Origin of the sequence: Pseudobacteroides sp., from assembly GCF_036567765.1 — a bacterium.
In the GTDB taxonomy this organism is placed as follows: Bacteria; Bacillota; Clostridia; order Acetivibrionales; family DSM-2933; genus Pseudobacteroides.
In genome coordinates, this window is sequence record NZ_DATCTU010000121.1 from 17,669 (window position 1) to 36,729 (window position 19,061).

Below are 19,061 nucleotides of genomic sequence, written 5' to 3' on the forward strand. Positions count from 1 at the left end.
ACAGGTTATGTTCCTGCATAGTGCCTTATTCTGTCTCTTTCTTCCGCTTTTTTTGCATCATTGAAGCGTTCTAGTGTTCCGACGAGGTAACCGGTTATCCTTCTGATTCTTTCAAACTTCATCTCACCCTCCTGACGGCCGCATGAGGGGCATTCATTGCCTATAATTCCCGTATATCCGCAGACAGGATCTCTATCCACAGGGTGGTTAATAGAGCCATAGCCAATACCGGACTCTTTCATAGCACGTACAATCTTCTCAAAGGCAGCAAGGTTTTGTGAAGGATTTCCGTCAAGCTCAACATACGTAATATGTCCAGCGTTTGTAAGCTCATGGTAAGGTGCCTCAATTCTTATTTTATCAAAAGCACTTATCTCATAATAAACCGGGATATGAAAGCTGTTTGTATAATAATCTCTATCTGTTACACCTTCGATAACTCCATAGAAATTCCTGTCATACTTAACAAACCTTCCTGCTGTACCCTCTGCAGGAGTAGCAATAAGGGTAAAATTCATTTTATAATGTGCACTTGCTTCATCCATCTTCCTTCTCATGAAGCCTACAATTTCCAAACCTAAGTTCTGTGCCTCCTGAGATTCACCATGATGCTTGCCTATCAGTGCCTTAAGACATTCAGCAAGTCCGATAAATCCCATTGTCAAAGTACCGTGCTTTAATACCTCTCCAATCTCGTCATCCCAGCCCAGCTTATCGGAGTCTATCCATATGCCTTGCCCCATGAGGAACGGAAAGTTTTTGACCTTTTTCCTTGCCTGAATATTATAACGCTCAATAAGTTGATCAATAACAAGCTTTATTTTTCTTTCAAGCTCATCAAAGAAAATATTTACATTTTTATTACTTCTAAGTGCTATTCTTGGGAGATTTACAGTTGTAAAGCTGAGATTCCCTCTTCCATAAATGACTTCTCTTTCAGCATCATGAACATTTCCAATAACCCTTGTACGGCAGCCCATATAAGCAATCTCAGTTTCAGGATGACCTTGCTTATAGTATTTAAGGTTAAATGGTGCATCAAGGAAAGAAAAGTTTGGAAAAAGCCTCTTTGCACTTACCCTGCATGCAAGCTTGAACAAATCGTAGTTAGGGTCTTCAGGGTTATAGTTAACTCCTTCCTTAACCTTGAAAATATGTATAGGGAATATTGGGGTTTCTCCATTCCCTAGGCCTGCCTCTGTAGCAAGCAAAAGATTTTTTATTACAAGCCTTCCTTCAGGCGAAGTATCCATGCCGTAGTTTATGGAGCTAAAAGGAATCTGTGCTCCAGCTCTGCTGTGCATTGTATTTAGATTATGTACAAAGGCTTCCATTGCCTGATATGTTCTTCTGTCTGTTTCGGATTCCGCCATTTTAACGGCAAACTTCTGGCACTTACGGGCTATATCTGTATCTTTAACAAGCTCTATCAATAATTCCTCTTCATACTTGCCATAAAGATCCCCACGCCCTAATGTAGGGTTTAGCCCATGATTTTCCTTTATTTTATCAACTATAAGCTTTACCTTCTCATCCGCATCGGTAATATCGGCCAATAGATTCAACGCCTTAACCAGATTCTCCTTGTACAGCCGTATAAACGTTTTGCCAACACCCGGTGCCATGCCGTAATCAAAGGTAGGTATGCTCTGTCCACCATGCTGGTCATTCTGATTTGATTGTATAGCTATGCAAGCCAGTGCTGAATAACTATGTATATCATTTGGTTCCCTCAAATGTCCATGTCCCGTACTGAAACCTCCTTTGAAAAGAGAGGTTATATCAATCTGGCAGCATGTTGTTGTAAGAGTAAGGAAGTCCATGTCATGAATATGTATATCTCCTTCTTTATGGGCCTTGGCATGCTCCGGCTTTAAAACACGCATCTCATAGAACTGCTTTGCTCCTTCAGAGCCATACTTAAGCATTGTGCCCATTGCAGTATCGCCATCAATGTTTGCGTTCTCACGCTTCATGTCGTTGTCCTTGGCTTCCTTAAAGGTTAATTCTTCATAAACCTTCATAAGCCTTGTATTCATTTCTCTTATTCTTGTCCGTTCAGCCCTGTATAATATGAATTCCTTTGAAGTGCGTACATGGCCTGTTTCCATTAGAATTATTTCAACTGCATCCTGTATCTCCTCAACTGTAGGAGTAAGCTTTCCTTGCGAGTTTTCAATATATTCTGCAACCCTTATTGCCAAAGCCATTGCAGAATCATAGTCCTTGCCTCCGGTTGCTGTAGCAGCCTTGAAAATAGCATTCGCTATTTTTTCAATATTAAACGGTACTTCTCTTCCGTCACGCTTTTTGATTTTACTTATCATACCTGTCCGTATCCTCCCCATATATGTACATACCTTCATAAGACACAATAAAAGCCTCCGTTAGCCGAAGAGCTTTTATTATTAAACCTGTATTTATAACGTTTGTTTTGTGCAATATTTAGTGACTTAATATTATCACATACAATATATTGTGTCAATCCGATATTTTAATATGGTTTTTTGGGACTAAATTTTATGGTATCCTTTATCTCCATATGGCTGAAGCTTTTCCAGCCATTTTTTCTCCAGTTTTTTTAGTTCATCCTTCATATCAAAAAAACCTTCCTCCGGCTGTTCCAATACTTCAAGCACCTCAAATACAAAAGCCTCATTTCCGTATTTTGTCCATTCCTCCTGAAGGAGCTTGTTCCTGTATCCTCCTGTATTAAGCTCTATCTGCCTGCCATTTATAGTTTTAAGATTGGGAGTGGCAACTAATAATATCTTATTGTTTATAGTATTTCTTATCTGGTAAACTCCCGCTTCTGTTTTCAGTTCCTTAAACTGATTTTTCAGTTCCTTCCTGCGGTCCAAATCCAACACCTCCCTGCCGCTATCATATTTCCTTATCCAATACTGGCTGCCGTCCTGCTTTCTGTCCATAAATCCATATTCTATAAGGTATCGTCTTAAAGTAACAAAATCCTCAGATGCCCCTTTCAAAATTTCATTGACCTCTTTTTCGCTGTACACATTCTCTTTATCAAACCTGGCTGCTAATTGTTCCAACACAACAATCCTGCTTTTTTCTTTCATGTCAAAGGTCTTTAGAGGGCCATCAATTCCTTCTGGGAAATACTTTTCAATTATTTTATCCTTTTCTTGTTGTGTTGCAATATGTCTTCCACTTCCAGCCTTAGGGGCAGTCTGACGTTTTACGTTATTGTAAGTCTTACTTGAACCTTCCTTTAAAAGCTCCATCAGCACAAGAAATATTTTAGCCTGACGCTCCTTCTCTCTAAGCACAAACCTATGATTTCTTATAGTTGAACTGCTACCGATGCCCATTTCATTCTTTACTTCTTCATCTCCCATACCTTGATAAAAAAGCTTTAAAAGTTTGCTTTGGTGAGGTGAAAGTCCGTTTAAAGACTTATCAAGATCTATTAAATATTCAAACACGCTTCCATGTGAACTTTCTATGTGAAGCTTCATGTATTTTTCAGCTTCATAAAATATATTTCCTTTTGAATAGACAAGTCCTTTCTCTATGGATTCACCACAAATCAGGCACACATATTTATCACTCTCGTCTGCATATCCTCTTTTGATGTCGGACAACGGAGAATTAAACAACCTTTCATTTTCATTCATTATATCAACACCTTTGCATTTTGTTTGTTGTCATATAGATATATTATATTTTTGTTTGTATTGTGTCAAGTTCCAATTATAAATCCCCTTAATTGCTGAATCATTTATCTATAAAAAATCCTTCATTCTAGAAAAATTTATAAATAATTTTTCTAGAAACATTTGACAAACTCACCTGGTCATGATAGAATTATTTTTTAAACTACGTCCCATCAAGTATTGCTTAATAATTTGATGATTTAAAAACACAATCTTATATAATCACCAAATATACAATTTTAGAGGATTAGACGAGGTATTACAAAGTTGTACTTTTTTCGACAGAGGTGCTACAATATAATTGTACGTAAACCTCCTATTTCTACTCGGTATAAGGAGATATAAATAGAGACTTATGAAACAGGGCAAAGTTTTCGAAAGATAATGACGCAAAGCCGTGGGTCTAAGGCAGTATGCTATGATCGCCAGGTTACCATTAAAAGGTTCTGTTTATAACTCTTTAAACTATGAGAGGAGATAGGTCCTAGATATTATTTCCTTATACCATGTTTTTTTAAGGAAGTTTGCGTATAGCAATTAAATTATGAGTTAATTAAGGGATTCGAAAGAATCCCTTTTTTGTTTATGTTTTTCCCATTAATTATCCCCTTATCTATGTAAAACTCCAATCTTCACATTACTTAATAAAAAATTAGTTAAAAAACAAATCAATTCAGAAAATTTGCATAAATCTTTCAGCTTTTATTCCAACTATCATTTTAATATTCATGATATAGTTTTTTTAATCTTATCGCATACATAACAATATATTTATACAGCTACTATAATACCAGTATGGATAGGGTTTGCACTTATGATTATATTATACGGTACGTATTTAGGAGGTGACTTAAGCCGCAAAAGAATTGTAAAAATTTGAGAAACAATAGCAAAAAAGAACGCAACAAATCAACACAAAGAAGTTGCTACTAAAATCTGAAGCTTTAAAGAAAGAGAGGGACACGTATGAAAAAAATCAAATCAATGATAACTTTAATTGTCACACTTTGTATTTTGGCAACAATAGCATTACCGGCTATAAAAGTCACAGCAGTAACATCTATAAAGATTCAGACTTGTCACAGCCAAAATGCATCTAATCAGATTTGCCCGAATTTTAAAATTGTAAATACCGACACAAATTCAATTGATTTAACCAAAGTAGCCATAAGATATTATTTTACTGCTGAATCCACCACTGAAACCTTTAATTTTTGGATAGATGATGCAAGTAATATCTCAAGCTTGGATATAGTTGGTAGATTCGGTATTGTAAACAATGCAACAAATGCAGACAGATATTTTGAATTGACTTTTAAAAAGGGTACCATTCCTCCAAATTCTTCTGTACTAATAAAATCTAGATTTGCAAAGCCTGATTATTCTAATTTTGACCAATCAAATGATTACTCTTACAACAAGGATGCTTTTGAAAATACTACAGGATATGTTGATTGGGAAAAAGTTACTGCACATATTTCAGGTGCTTTATACTGGGGAAAAGAGCCTAGTGCACTGACTATACAAAATTTAAAAGCTGTAGAAGTAGATGCAGTTTCAGTTAAGCTCAACTGGACGCCTCTGGTTACACAAGCAGTAGACAAATACGCTGTTTACAGAAACGATTTTCTAATAGGCAAAACACAGAGCAAATCCGGGTACTTTAGTGATTTTGGCCGCAACCCGCTTATTACATATACTTATAGAGTAAGTGCCTTAGATAGCTCCGGTATGGAAATTGCAACTTCTGATTCAATTTATGTAAAAACTACTAATGAAGTAAAGGTAAAAACATCTTATAAAGTATTGGCCTTAACTTATGACCCGGTTCTCGGCCCTAATGTACCCACAAAATACGCAAACCAAACAATAAATGGTGTAAATTTAGCCCAGCATTATAAAAACAACATGGCAAACAGAAGGGTAAGCGAGCTTCGCGGTAATGTTGTTACCAACAGTGATGGCAGTATGCCTGGAGAGTTTAATGATTCCTCAAAGATGCACAGGTACAAGGATCAGTTTTTAAAAAATGCAAAGAATATTTATAAATTTGCCTCAAACCAAACCATTGACTTTGAATTTTATAATAATAAAGTTATAGCTTTAAACGAATACCCGCCTGCTAACGACAGTAACTTTCAGCAAAATGATGAGCTCATTTTAGAAATGGCATGTGATCCACAACATTGTTCAAATAAGGGATGTTCAAATAAAGATCACCTAAGTACAATGAAGTCTAACATTATATATGATGTTGGCCCACATGGGGGAGTTGATTATCAGAAGATGGTATCAAAGCAATACACTGAGTTTGGTGGAAACTCAATTATTGACCTTGTGGAAAAGGGAGAAATCGACGCTGTTTGGTTTTTAGGCGGACCACCACTTTGTGGTTTTGCCGAAAATCCACTTTTAGGCAATAGAAATATCGGCTTAGATTTACCTGATCATGAAGTATTTCGTTCAGATAAATCGGTTGCATGTTCAAGATCCTTTTTCTTTTCAATGATACTTTGTGATAGCAGAACATTTGATGCAAATATACATATGTTTGAAGGTGTAATGTCAAGTATTTCTGATGCAAATAGAGCTGGTACCTGGCCTAGAAACATTTCCATGTATGTTTATAAAGAGAATACCATTAAGCCTCCTGCCAGTAATGAACTTGAACTAAGAAATTACAACTTATGGGGCAGATTTAGGACAGCAGATCAGCAAGGATGCGGAACCAATGACGATAGATTTGCTGCATCATCACCGGGAAATGCCAACGTAGGCTCGAGTCACTTCCCGCCAAACTCCATACGAGGAATCGATTATGGTTGGGAGGCTCCAGAAACTTGGAGACCTGGCAACTATGTCAGCAGTTGTGCAGATGACTGGTACAGCTATCCAAATCTTCCTTCACCTCCTGTATACAAAATGATTGGTCCGTATGATTTCGGTGCATATAACTACTATGAAGTAGGTACTTCGTATAAGGAGATGGGTTATACACCTTTAGCATATCATATGTGGTGGTTAAATCATCTTCCACATAACCCAGGTGTAAATAGTAACGGTATATTAAATAACTGGTGGTACTATGTTTATGACTTCAATCGGTTTAACGGAAGCAGCATAACCTATAATGTTACCGGCTTCCCAACTCCACTTCCTACAACTCACAATCCTATAAACAACGAGTACGGGACTGAGCAAAATTCAAGCAGAGGTCTGGAATGGGGCTACTGGCACTCGCATAATATAAGCGGAAAAAATGCCACTCTAACCATGATTAATAAGTCAACTACTGAAGAAGCACAAAACGTAAAATATGGTAATAATTCATTAAAGGCAGAAATTAATTGTTCCAAAGATGTAGAAAGCGGGTCAAAAGGTCGAAACGATATTTTCTATCCATTAAGTAAAAATGCAGGGTGGAATTTAGCCGGCAAGACCAGTGTTAAGTTTTCTATAAAGCCTGGCCAGAACTTTAATCTTATTAATGGCACAAACCCGATAATCAGATTATGCATGGACAACGGTAACAAGATAGAGTACATTCCAAAGAATAGCGGTATTTATAAGAACTATTTGCTGAATCCTAATGTATGGAATGATTTCACTGTCCCCCTTAATGGAGATAGTATGTGGGAGAGTAATGTTATCGGATATATAAACCCCAATCTAACAGGTTCAGATAGAACAAATGCAGTTAATGCTCTTAAGGATACGATTATGAAGAAGGTTAACTATGTTGAAATATCTATAGGATCTACCATACTGACTACTGACCATGATAATATATTCTCAATTTATATTGACGGGTTGAATTTTAATTAATTGATGGCAAAACATAAAATATAATTAGAATTCGTTAGTAAATTGTGCGTAATTTCTTGCTTCAAGAAATTACGCACACCCTCAAACCCTTGGTGCGGATGAGGACTTGAGTGTAAAAAGACTTGTTATTTTAATTATATTTATCGACAACACATCCCCGGGCATTGTTGTTTCCTTGATTATAGCTTCCGACAAGTCTTCCATTGGGTGAAAATTTACGAATAACATCTTCACCTAAGGTCCTGTTCCATACATAACCGTTAAGATCAATTGCCAGCCCTTAATTGGAATGACTGTATCCTTTCCAGTTTATTCCGTTCTTGTCAATCAGTCAGCCATAGCCCACAGGGCCTTCAGTACGTTTTATTTTACCGGTTATATCGTCAATCAGGTCAAAAACCTGTTTTCTATACCGCTTATAGCCTAAACCTTTCGGGAAGTTTCTCGGACCATGGCGGAAAATCTCTCAGCAGTTCTGGTCTATTCAAAAATTTGATTATTAGTAAATGCATTCTTTAATTGATATATCTGATATCCCTTTAAGAGACTCTTCTACATATTTATAATACTCGTTCGTACAATCTATAATTTCCCAAAATATACTATCCCAATTATGAATTATTGCTACATGCAATAACCATAGATACCATTAACGCTACACTCAAAACCACTATAATAAACTTCCTTAGTGCCATAATTTCCTATTCTCCTCAACTTTTGATTTAATCATCCCTTGATGGGTCAAATGGATCTTATATAATTGGTATGCAGGGGGACAAGAAAGGATCTTCCTCCTTTGTAAGTACACCTCTTGCCAATTTTCATACTATAAATTTATTAGTATCATCAGTTGTTGGATTCCATATAGAGCCTTTAAAATCCTCATTATCATGAACATATATTAATCCATATGATCCAGGCAAATTTTCTGCAACCCATTTATATAAACCAATTATATAATTTTAAATACCAGATGCACAATAGCCACTCGAAAGTTGCCAAGGCCTTCAACAGTGTTGATTGGGATAGCAGGGATGTTCCAAGTGTGGATTTTGATAGAGATGGTGGGATGATAAAAAAGTACTCACTTTTTATATAAACACGAAATCCTGTATAGCCTTTTATATTAAGGTTTTACAGGATTTTAAACTTGCTCGAGTGTTAAAGGAAGGGTTTAAGAAACCAAAACTTTCTTAAACCCTTCTAGTGCGGATGACAGGACTTGAACCTGCACGGGTTTGCCCACTGGAACCTAAATCCAGCGCGTCTGCCAATTCCACCACATCCGCATATAATTTTTTAAGACTATAATATTATAATTCGGTTTATTGGATTTGTCAACACAATACTGAAAAGTTCTGAAAAGTCGCTATAAGAGAAAATATAGGATGCAAAGCGAAAATTTATGGTGCCTATATATAAAATGGACTTCAACGTTCAATAGACACCATAATTTCACCCAAACTATCCTGGACATCAAGAAAAGTCGCTGTTATCTTAAGTGTCTTAACGTGATATGTAGCTATATAAAAAGCATTAATGAAATAAATCAGTTGCCTTTTATATTTAGATATAATGTGCTGCTGATAAAATTGAAACCCCTATAACAGCCAGCACAATGGCAGTGTAAAATGTGACCTTGAAAGCCCTTTTAAGTTTGGTAGATTTACGTCTTTTATAGCTTTTAATAGAATAAGTCCTTGGCACTAATTTGTAGTCATCACCAAACATAACCCACACCCCCTTAGGAATATTATAACTTATTGATTTACATAAAATCTATGGAAAATACTGCTCCGGGACCTGTGTCGGCGAACCAAGGTATATATTAGTCACAAGCTCTTTACATTCATTTTCTAATACTATATAAATGCTTGTTTTCTTTAAAATATGCTTTAAACTTATACTAAATCACCCTTATACACTAAATGACTGACATATTCTCCCTAGTCAGGAAAACTATTTTTTATATTAAGCATGTAGTCAATATTATTGAGAAAAATTGCTGTAAGCCTGGGGTCAAAGTGCTTACCTGCCTCATTTTTGAACAGTTCTATAATTCTTTCAATATCCCACGACTCTTTATAAACTCTTTTTGAAGCCAAAGCATCAAACACATCGGCAATGGCAACAATTCTTGCGTGTAAGTCGATTTCCTCACCGCTTAATCTATTGGGATAACCTGTGCCGTCATATTTTTCATGATGCTGAAGTGCTATGACAGAAGCTACACTAATTATCTTGCCCTTTGAATGCTTTAGCATGTTATATCCTATGGAGGAATGTGTTTTTATGCACTCGAATTCATCGCTAGTGAGCTTTCCCGGCTTATTTAATATTGAGTCTGGTATTCCAAGCTTTCCAACATCATGCATAGTGGACGCGATGCTAATTAGCTCAGCTTCTTCCTCAGACAGCCCCGATTCTATGGCTATAACCCTTGAATACTCTGCAACCCTTTTTACATGGAATCCTGTTTCATTGGACCTGGTTTCTGCAATTTCACCAAGGGTGAATATTATCTCCTTGTGGCTCGTATTAATCTCCTGTTTTAAATAAAAATTATCAAACGCCATGGAAATGTTTGAGCAGAAAATCTCTGTCAGATCCCTCTCAAGTTCGTTGAACTCCTTGTTGTTTTTTATGAAAATAATATTTTCAGATCCTAAACTGCTTTGAAAATATGAGACAAAATTTTGTTCTTCATAAACCTTATCTTTTTCCCTTACTGCTTTATTTATCATTTCCAACGATTTCTGAGGCAAAGCATCCTCAATTCTTTTTCCTATACAATCAAAACAGCATCCCACCGCTGACTCTATATAAAACGAATCCCCCTTTTTAGTGGCTTCTAGTATCGATACATCTGAAACTTCAACAACATTACTGCCAATTAAAATAGAGTTGAGCTGCAGCAGCATGCTTGCTATCAAACTGTTAAAGGATTGGTTTTTGTATAACTCATGTGATGATTTTATTATTTTCTCTAGACTTTTTTTGCTGTCTTCCAATACCTTCATATCGTTATACGATCTTAAAGCAGTAAATACAGATACAAACAACCTATCTGCAGTAATTTCAGACTTAAGCTTATAGTCATTGATATCATAATCAATAATAACTTTTCGCTCGGGTGCTTGTCCTGGCTGTCCTGTCCTTAAGATAATTCTGACAAGCTTGTTTCCCAGTTCCTCTCTGACATATTTAATAAATTTGAATCCACTATCATCTGAATTCATAACAACATCCAGTAGAACAACTGCAATTTCCGGTTGTTCAGTAATTATCCTCATTGCTTCCTCTTCTGTGTAAGCATCATATATCTTAAGACCTTTGTCCCCATACTTAAACTCCTCAAGAATAATTTTTGTTATGCTATGAACAGAAGCCTCATCATCAACTACCAATATATTCCAGTAGTCTAAACATTCCTTTTGCTCCTCATCATTATCCAATAAAAGAATCATTTCATCATCAACAGAACTATGAAACTCCTTTTCTATTCTTTCCAAACTCATAATGATTCTCACCTCTACCAGAATATTGTATATCTAAAAATAAAATCAACATATCATATTACATCAATGGTTATATCTTTTATATTATCGGCAGGTATATATTTTTTGCATAGTCCTATTGTAATCCTATTTCCAATTCATTAGTCTGTAAAAGCCTACTTTAGATTAGTAAATAAATTTCTGCTTAATGCATGACAAAAAAATGCTATCCATCAGTTAACAAAGCAATAGCACAAAAAAATGCTATCATATATCAAATAATTACATTGAAAAGATATAGAAAAATAGTAATAATAAGATACATATTGGTTTTCTGGTTCTATAATCATATAGAGTCAGTACGCAAATTAATATAAAATTTAATTGAAGTCTCCCCAAAAACAGAAATAAGGTGCATAAACTGCACCTTATTTCTGTTTGATTACAAAGTTATACTGTTGTCTTCATTGACATTATATAATCAATTATATCTTTAGCATCCTCAATTGACCCACAAAGTGGCAATATTTGGTCCACTTTTGTTATTTTGAAAAGCTCTAAGATGAACGTGTCCTTTACTACTGCCACAACTGGTGATTTGTGAGGCTTCTTACTCATAAAGTTAAAAATCACGCCAAATCCTGCACTATCTATCTTAGTAATTCCTGAAAAATCAAGTATATATCCTTCTGCATCGATCAAAAGCTTGCTGATCTTATCCTTTACCATTTGTGCTGTATTGAATACAAGACAGCCGTTAAATTTAATTATTTGATTTCTCTCTGTTATCGATTCAGAAACTAATATTATATCTGAATTCAGATCTTTACTCATAACATCCACAATCCTTTCCTTAAAATAACTCAAAATCAATAAAAAAACCATAATGAAAATACACAGGACAAATGTAGGAGATTAAAAACTTTTTACATAGAAAGATAAATGAATTGAATTATAATATTATAATATAAATAATTCTACATAAATTCTGAATATCCTTTTATTATGTTAATAAAAAACACGAATTGATTTTTCAGCCTTGATCGTTGTCTTGAGTTTGCTAATCATTAAAAAATCTCGCAGACATTTTGTCTCCGAGATTTCTTACTCCTGATTATTTTCCTAGTATTCTTTTAAAGAATCCCTTTTTTTCTTCACCATCATCACCCGATGACCGATTCTCATCTTCATCATATTCGTCATCATCCAAATCATCAGGGTTTTTATTTACATAATTTTTAAGCTCACCCAAGTATTCTTCAGGTCTTTCGCTTCCATCAGCAGGAAACCATCTTATGACCGATCTTGGCGGAGCTGCAATACCCTCTTCAATAGCTACGCCCTGCCAGCCTATGCCGCCTGGCCCATCAATTATCTCTCCATTTTTAAAAACAAGTCCCTTATTATTAAGGTAAAATACAGAAGTGTTTCTGAAAAAGTTTACGACTTCATTGGGCTCAAATTCACCCTTAATAAATATAGCCTCGTGATCCACTGTATCAAGCTGCCCCATACCCACTGTATCCATTAACGCCCATTTGTCATTATCAGGAAAATTAAACAAACGAATATTCGCCCATAATTCGAGGGGATAGAGACCTGCTTGTTCGTATCTTTCCAAAAGACCGTCAACTATTTCGTCAGAAGCCAGACATTCACCATTAGGATTAAAATAGCACAACGCTTCAGACATCTGAAGTATATTTTGGCAAACCTTAGTTAAAAACATCATCTCGTGACCTGAATCATAGTTTTCTGGCAAAACAGGTGCATCATTGTCTACGTTGCCTAAGACATAACTTGAGCGAACTCTTATAAAAGCCTTATGCTCTGCCGCATTTTTGCCCCCATCCTCATAAAGCCATGACTGCTGAGCTGCATGACTTAGGTTTCCAGGATAAGTAAATGGACCAAAGTAGCCCATTGACCATGCACCAAAGAGCATCTTTTCATCTTCAGGATGACCCATATGATCCGGCCAAGGTTTGTCCACCAAATCAACCGTTATATATCCATTAACTTCAGGGCGATACGCAATCAAAACACTAGGGCCTCCAAAATACCACTGCTCAGAATTCTCGTTTTTGGCTACAAGTTTGAAGTCCTCTGCAAGAATTTGCTCTAGTTTGCTGAATAAAACAGGTTCCGATAAAAGAACCACCATGCCTTGCGAAAATAATCCCTTAGGCATATTGCACCTCCAACACATTTTATATATAAAGTTTGAAAATCTACTGCTTAAATTTCATCTGTATTAATCTTAGCCCAGTTTCATAATTTCCGCAAGTTATTTATTATAATTAGTGAAGATGTGCTTTGCATTATACTGCTTTATTTCGGAACAAATAGATTCCCACCAAAAGCATAATCGATGACAATGTAAACACATATGCTCCTGTTGAAGATAAATTACCAAAAAAAAATGTGCTTTTGGTAGTTATGTACCTGATTCCACAAAAAATAGCAAGTCCGCTGCATATATATCCTATTGGCTTATTTATTCTACAATTTTTAAGTGTAATAATAATCGGATAAATAAAAAATACCAAATAAAAGTATGTGCTTTGTTGAATACCGTTTCTGGCTAAGGTTGACAAATTGACCCAGCTCATAATCATCGACAATCCTGCCAGAATACCAGCTCCAACAATTATATATCCGCCTATGCCCCATTCCTTTTTGATAATCATTATTATTCCGCCCTTAAGTTTTAATTTCAACTTATTTATTTTATCAGTAAATGTAACATTGTGCAATTGTATCAAAACATTAAGGAACATTAAGGTTATTCTTTTAATTATAATAAATATAAATTAAATACACCCAAACCTATAGAATAAAAGTGATAAATCTATTACATTTGTCTGTCGCAAATCCCGTTGAACCGTTCGTTATTTGCTTCGCCAAATGTAAGATTATTAACACTTTTATTATAGATACCGAACTGTAAATCTAGTTATATACAGTGAGCGGAATAGCGAAATAAGAGCTATTCCAGTCCGACCGGCACATTATTTTACAATTCTGTATCTATCAAGGTAATTTGGGTGTATAACACTTATAACAAATCATTATCATTAGATAGTCTAGATAGTCTTGGATATTATGAAATCTATCTCACCAAAAGGAAACTCAATTGTAATGCAATAAGCTTCCGATAGATCGGATAGGGTACCATGATTTTCAACAATCTGCGGTGTTAACTCCAACTCAATATTGCTATTTGACATATTTACAAGGAACAATCCGTTTATCTGATTTAGAAACTCTCCAACCGATGCCTGTACATATTCATCATTTACACTGAAGTTTTCCTGTGCAAACTTGGCGGCAAAGCCTATAAATGCCTTTTCATTTCCGCATATATATGTACCAAGCCCTATGTTACCGAATATATTTTGTGAAACCATCCATTCATATTTATAGTTTGAAATGGATTTCTTTTCTTTGGGGATAAAGCTTCCATCAATAAATCTAATAATATTTCTCAGAAGAAGAGAAAAATAGTCTTTATAAATTTCGCCTCCGGGAAGATTATCAAAGCGGTAAAATTCATTGACAACTGCTGTAAAATCACCGCTGTCTATAGACTGAAGTTGTTCATTTGTGAGGCTGTGCTCTTTCTTGTAAATGTTAATAGCTTCCTCAAACTGCTTAAGTGTCATATAGTTTTTATCAACCAGTGCTTGTCCCAAAAGTAAATACCCTGTTTTTTGTGATGATAAAAGCTTATTAACTTTTTCTTCATCAAGAAATCCCATTTCGATGGCAATCTCGCCGAATTTCTTATCTACTTTTGACTGTACATCGTGCACTTTGTTGATGTCATCAGACGTCATATATCCTGCATTTACAGCTAGAACACCAAGTTTAAGACGGACTGAACTCTGGTAGTTTAAAGCATCCATTAACTGTTCAATTGTAACCAGTTTTTTATTTAAAAGAAAACTTCCAAATAGTTGAGTAAACATATACTATTAGTCCTCCTTTTTAAAGTTAGCAATAATGTTCTTTACCTGGGTTTCATCAATAGGTTTCTGGACAAATTCATATGCCCCTGCTTCAAGGGCTTGCTTTAAATGAGTTTTTGTACCTGACGAGGATGCAATTACTACCTTAGCATGTTTATCAAACTGTATTATTTCTTCAGTTGCCTGTATACCGGTTTTAACGGGCATTACAATATCCATAAATACCAAGTCTGGCTTCTCTTCCTTGTACATATCCACAGCCTTTTGTCCATCCAATGCTTCAAGAACTTCACAACCACAATCCACCAAGTAGTCCTTAAGCTTTTTTCTGATTAAAATAGAGTCATCACAAACAAGAATTTTTAACGAACTAGAACCCATGACATTTCCTCCTTAATTATTGGTTTGAATTGCAAATGTGTACCACAAAAGATTTGACATTGAGCCGTCTCGGTTGATTAATAAGAAAATATTAATTATATACCTAAAAAACAATCAAAAACTAAAGAATATTTAATAAATAAAAAGATGAAAAAATGATTTTTTATTGACATGATGGAATTAAAAAATCTCAGAAAATAAATCGTTTATTATATTATAACATAAATTATATAAATTGTCCAAAAAATATAAATCTTTTTGTCACAGAATATTAATAGTCTTAAAAGTATAACAAATGTAAGACTACAAACACTTTTAATTTAGCTAATCTTTTTTATGATCAATATGATATAATATTGCTATAACAGCAATTAGCATGTAAAAGAGAAACATTTGCAAATATTAATTTTATTTAATATATTTATTCAAATTAGGTAGGGGGAAAGAAAAATGAAAAAGAAGATGTCATGTTTATTAACTATTGCAATGCTGACATCATTAGTACCACAGGCGGGTCCGGCAGTTACAGCTGAGGCAGGACAAGCACTCTTTATTAATGAGGTAATGTCTTCTAACACCGATACCCTAAGGGACGGTGACGTGGATGATCCTAGCTACGGAAGCCTTGGCGGAGCTTATTCGGACTGGATTGAAATTTACAATTCCGGAACAGAGCCTATTGATTTAACGGGATATACACTATCCGACTCATCTGCCAAATGGAGCTTTCCAAAAGGCACTGTACCTGCAAAAGGTTATCTTCTTGTATGGGCATCTGACAAAAACAAAATCGCGAAAGACGGCCAAATGCATACCAATTTTAAGCTAAGCACATCCGGAGAACTTATAACATTAAAAAAACCTGACGGTACTATTATCGACAGTGTTACAACGGCTGCTTTAGGGGATAATGGGTCCTATGGACGAAAATCTGATGGGTCTTCCGAGTGGGTTATATTTTCCAAATCAACTCCCAACAAATCCAATGTTTACTCAAACGCAACAGTACTGGTTAAAGAGCCCCTCTTTTCCCACAAGGGAGGATTTTACAATGAAGGTATTGACCTTAAGCTTTCAACCGATCAGGAAGGGATTAAGATATACTATACCTTAGATGGCTCTGATCCTGTGCCTGGAGCTGAAGGGACATATTTGTACGAAAATGGAATAAGCATACGAAGCAGGGTTGGAGAACCTAATGTTCTTTCAATGATATCCAATATATCCAATGATCAATGGAATAAGTGGCAGAAGCCAATCGGAGAAGTTTTTAAATGCTCCACAATAAGGGCAGCATCTATCAGAGAAGACGGCACAAAAAGCAAAATAATAACTCATACATATTTCATTGATCCCAATATGAAGGACAGATACAACTTACCGGTAATATCTCTTGTTACCGACAGGGATAATCTATTTGATGATACTACAGGAATTTATGTAAACGAAAATTTTGAAAATAAAGGTGATGCATGGGAAAGACCTGTACATATTGAGTTTTTCGAAAAGGACGGAACACTTGCTTTCTCTCAGAACAGCGGTATGAGGATTAACGGCGGCTATTCCCGTAAAATTCCACAAAAGTCTTTCAGATTATATGCAGATCACGGATATGACGATACAAACAAATTTAAGTATGAAGTTTTTCCAGGGCTAAAAAAGAAAGCAACCGGAAAAAAGCTAGACAGCTTTCAACGCCTTATCCTCAGGAATACTGCAAATGATATCGGATGGACAGGCGTTATGTTCAGAGACGCCATGATGCAGAGCCTTGTTTCACACCTGAGTATTGATACCCAAGCCTATAGACCCTCAGTAGTATTTTTGGATGGCGAGTTTTGGGGTATTTATAACATTCGTGAACGTTATGACAGTGAATATTTAGCTTCTCATTACAATCTTGATAAAGATAAAGCAGTTATTCTTGACGTATGGGAATATCCCAGTGTTCAGGAGGGAAAACCTGGAGATGAGAAACCTTATATCAATGATATAATAAATTATCTAAAAACCAATTCAATAGCAGAGCAAACTACATATGACTATATAAATACTAAAATGGATATCAAAAATTATATAGAGTATAACGTATCGGAAATTTTCTTTGGAAATTATGACTGGCCGGGAAACAATTTAAGTGTTTGGAGATATAAAACCGATGACGGCAAGTATCATCCTGAGGCACCATACGGTCAGGACGGAAGATGGAGATGGCTTTTGAGAGATACGGATTTCGGATTTGGCTTATATGAAAAAAGCGTGACTTTTGATACACTGAGCTTTGCTACCGCAGATAAGCCTGAGGAAGGTGACTTTGCCTATGCAAATCAGCCATGGGCAGTATTTCTTCTTAAGACCTTATTAAAAAATACCGATTTCCGAAATGATTTTATAAATTGCTTTGCTGATCAATTAAATACATCTTTTGACCCAAAAAGAGTCAAACAAAGAATAGATGAGTGCAAATCTGCAATTGAAAAAGCAATGCCGGAGCAAAGCAGAAGATGGAGAGTTATAGATATGGTTAGCTCCTATCCTGGAGGCCTGACATGGGACAGCAACCTCCAGTATATTAAATCATATGCTGATAAAAGGCCTTCCGCCGTGAGGGAACATATAATAAACAAATTCAAAAACGATGGTGTAACAGGAACATCTCAAATCAACATAAATACAGATATGTCAGCAGGTTTTGTTAGGATTAATTCAATCGATATAAAATCAACTACTCCTGGGATTACCACTCCCTCAAACTGGTCAGGTACATACTTTAACGGAGTTCCTGTGACCTTAAAGGCAATCCCAACTGCCGGTTATAAATTTGATCATTGGGAAGGAGTACCAGGTGCTGCATCAACAGCAGATACCATAACCTTTACCCCCTCGGCGAACTTGAATATAACAGCTGTTTTCAAACCCGAAAATACTGTTCCTACACCCTCGCCTACATCAGTTACCAGTTTTAAACTCACCGGTTATGTAAACCCGGACATTTTGTCAAGTTCACCAAACATTAAAGAAGGGTTCAAAGTAGAATTGGTAGGTAAGGGAATATCAGCCAGCACAAATTCAGAGGGATTTTTCGAGATTAATAGTGTTCCCGAGAACCTTACCGGGTATACAGTGAGGATTAGCAAAGACAACTATCTTGCAAGAGAAATTGAGAATGTTGTCATAAAAGAGGACAGGCTCCTTTTTGCAAAATCAAGCCCTGCAAATATCTGGGCCGGCGATATTCTTATTGATGGCATTCAGGATAACAGTATAAATATGAAGGATGTTATCCAGATAGCAAAATCATTCAACTCTGTTGCCGGAAGCGAAACATATAACTTAAACGCTGATTTGAACAGGGACAATTCAGTCAATATGGCTGACATTGTCGCAATAGCCAAGCATTTTAATGCGACTTCGTCAAGTTACAATCAGTAGTGCTATTAGGAGATACCGAACTTTAAAGTTTAAAGTTCGGTATCTCCTTGTTACTGTTCCAGGCTTTTTATATTTTCATTATTGATACGGTTGTATTCATCCTCTGTAATGACACCCTTTAAAAGCAAGTGTTTTAAAATATGCTTTGATACAATATATTGAATACCTGGATCTTTCTTCTCGATATTCATTTTTTCATAAAACCTCCTCGGATTTTTATCAGACAAGAAAAACTTTTTATATTTTTTCATACTTTTACCTATGACCATTTAATT

The 19,061-nt window shown here is 35.7% G+C and carries 13 protein-coding genes, 1 tRNA gene and 1 riboswitch; of the genes, 2 read left to right on the forward strand and 12 right to left on the reverse strand.

Annotation, left to right across the window (positions count from 1 at the left end; translation table 11 throughout):
• Window positions 1-5 precede the first annotated feature (5 nt).
• On the reverse strand, window positions 6-2,327 hold the full coding sequence (locus VIO64_RS19990; protein WP_331921510.1) for an anaerobic ribonucleoside triphosphate reductase: 2,322 nt from the start codon (window positions 2,325-2,327) through the stop codon (window positions 6-8).
• Window positions 2,328-2,513: 186 nt separating this feature from the next.
• Window positions 2,514-3,641 carry a DUF2087 domain-containing protein gene (locus VIO64_RS19995; protein WP_331921511.1) on the reverse strand — a complete coding sequence of 376 codons (1,128 nt, stop codon included), beginning with the start codon at window positions 3,639-3,641 and terminating at the stop codon, window positions 2,514-2,516.
• A gap of 393 nt (window positions 3,642-4,034) precedes the next feature.
• Window positions 4,035-4,118, forward strand: a riboswitch (cyclic di-GMP riboswitch).
• A 528-nt stretch (window positions 4,119-4,646) separates the two neighbouring features.
• Between VIO64_RS19995 and VIO64_RS20000 the strand changes: the two genes are divergently transcribed.
• The gene (locus VIO64_RS20000; RefSeq protein ID WP_331921512.1) at window positions 4,647-7,505 is read left to right on the forward strand and encodes a cellulose binding domain-containing protein; all 2,859 of its coding nucleotides are present in this window, start codon (window positions 4,647-4,649) and stop codon (window positions 7,503-7,505) included.
• 81 nt (window positions 7,506-7,586) lie between these two features.
• Here VIO64_RS20000 and VIO64_RS20005 read toward each other — a convergent pair whose 3' ends face one another.
• From VIO64_RS20005 to VIO64_RS20045, 9 genes are all read right to left on the reverse strand, one after another.
• A complete protein-coding gene (locus tag VIO64_RS20005; RefSeq protein ID WP_331921513.1) occupies window positions 7,587-7,739 on the reverse strand; it encodes a hypothetical protein in 153 nt (50 codons plus the stop codon).
• A 973-nt stretch (window positions 7,740-8,712) separates the two neighbouring features.
• A tRNA-Leu gene (locus VIO64_RS20010) sits at window positions 8,713-8,794 on the reverse strand.
• Window positions 8,795-9,071: 277 nt separating this feature from the next.
• A complete protein-coding gene (locus VIO64_RS20015) occupies window positions 9,072-9,236 on the reverse strand; it encodes a hypothetical protein (RefSeq protein WP_331921514.1) in 165 nt (54 codons plus the stop codon).
• A gap of 215 nt (window positions 9,237-9,451) precedes the next feature.
• Window positions 9,452-11,023 (reverse strand): DUF3369 domain-containing protein, encoded by a 1,572-nt coding sequence (locus VIO64_RS20020; RefSeq protein WP_331921515.1) that lies wholly within the window; start codon window positions 11,021-11,023, stop codon window positions 9,452-9,454.
• 429 nt (window positions 11,024-11,452) lie between these two features.
• Complete coding sequence (locus tag VIO64_RS20025) at window positions 11,453-11,836, reverse strand: STAS domain-containing protein (RefSeq protein WP_331921516.1); 384 nt, start codon at window positions 11,834-11,836, stop codon at window positions 11,453-11,455.
• Window positions 11,837-12,116: 280 nt separating this feature from the next.
• A complete protein-coding gene (locus tag VIO64_RS20030) occupies window positions 12,117-13,193 on the reverse strand; it encodes a DUF4261 domain-containing protein (protein WP_331921517.1) in 1,077 nt (358 codons plus the stop codon).
• A 130-nt stretch (window positions 13,194-13,323) separates the two neighbouring features.
• Window positions 13,324-13,692 carry a hypothetical protein gene (locus VIO64_RS20035; RefSeq protein ID WP_331921518.1) on the reverse strand — a complete coding sequence of 123 codons (369 nt, stop codon included), beginning with the start codon at window positions 13,690-13,692 and terminating at the stop codon, window positions 13,324-13,326.
• 396 nt (window positions 13,693-14,088) lie between these two features.
• Window positions 14,089-14,973: a hypothetical protein gene (locus VIO64_RS20040; RefSeq protein WP_331921519.1), complete on the reverse strand. Its 885-nt coding sequence runs from the start codon at window positions 14,971-14,973 to the stop codon at window positions 14,089-14,091.
• A gap of 6 nt (window positions 14,974-14,979) precedes the next feature.
• The gene (locus VIO64_RS20045; RefSeq protein WP_331921520.1) at window positions 14,980-15,354 is read right to left on the reverse strand and encodes a response regulator; all 375 of its coding nucleotides are present in this window, start codon (window positions 15,352-15,354) and stop codon (window positions 14,980-14,982) included.
• Window positions 15,355-15,804: 450 nt separating this feature from the next.
• Between VIO64_RS20045 and VIO64_RS20050 the strand changes: the two genes are divergently transcribed.
• Window positions 15,805-18,786 (forward strand): CotH kinase family protein, encoded by a 2,982-nt coding sequence (locus tag VIO64_RS20050; protein ID WP_331921521.1) that lies wholly within the window; start codon window positions 15,805-15,807, stop codon window positions 18,784-18,786.
• A 50-nt stretch (window positions 18,787-18,836) separates the two neighbouring features.
• Here VIO64_RS20050 and VIO64_RS20055 read toward each other — a convergent pair whose 3' ends face one another.
• Window positions 18,837-18,977, reverse strand: coding sequence for an SHOCT domain-containing protein (locus VIO64_RS20055; protein WP_331921522.1), 141 nt, complete (start codon window positions 18,975-18,977; stop codon window positions 18,837-18,839).
• Window positions 18,978-19,061 lie beyond the last annotated feature (84 nt).

Excerpts from the sequence above, each read along its gene's own strand:
- VIO64_RS20020 (WP_331921515.1), bottom strand. The coding sequence starts at position 11,023 with ATGAGTTTGGAAAGAATAGAAAAGGAGTTTCATAGTTCTGTTGATGAT.
- VIO64_RS20040 (WP_331921519.1), bottom strand. The coding sequence starts at position 14,973 with ATGTTTACTCAACTATTTGGAAGTTTTCTTTTAAATAAAAAACTGGTT.
- VIO64_RS20015 (WP_331921514.1), bottom strand. The coding sequence starts at position 9,236 with ATGTTTGGTGATGACTACAAATTAGTGCCAAGGACTTATTCTATTAAA.
- VIO64_RS20050 (WP_331921521.1), top strand. The coding sequence starts at position 15,805 with ATGAAAAAGAAGATGTCATGTTTATTAACTATTGCAATGCTGACATCA.
- VIO64_RS20035 (WP_331921518.1), bottom strand. The coding sequence starts at position 13,692 with ATGATTATCAAAAAGGAATGGGGCATAGGCGGATATATAATTGTTGGA.
- VIO64_RS19990 (WP_331921510.1), bottom strand. The coding sequence starts at position 2,327 with ATGATAAGTAAAATCAAAAAGCGTGACGGAAGAGAAGTACCGTTTAAT.
- VIO64_RS20045 (WP_331921520.1), bottom strand. The coding sequence starts at position 15,354 with ATGGGTTCTAGTTCGTTAAAAATTCTTGTTTGTGATGACTCTATTTTA.
- VIO64_RS20055 (WP_331921522.1), bottom strand. The coding sequence starts at position 18,977 with ATGAATATCGAGAAGAAAGATCCAGGTATTCAATATATTGTATCAAAG.
- VIO64_RS19995 (WP_331921511.1), bottom strand. The coding sequence starts at position 3,641 with ATGAATGAAAATGAAAGGTTGTTTAATTCTCCGTTGTCCGACATCAAA.
- VIO64_RS20025 (WP_331921516.1), bottom strand. The coding sequence starts at position 11,836 with ATGAGTAAAGATCTGAATTCAGATATAATATTAGTTTCTGAATCGATA.
- VIO64_RS20000 (WP_331921512.1), top strand. The coding sequence starts at position 4,647 with ATGAAAAAAATCAAATCAATGATAACTTTAATTGTCACACTTTGTATT.
- VIO64_RS20030 (WP_331921517.1), bottom strand. The coding sequence starts at position 13,193 with ATGCCTAAGGGATTATTTTCGCAAGGCATGGTGGTTCTTTTATCGGAA.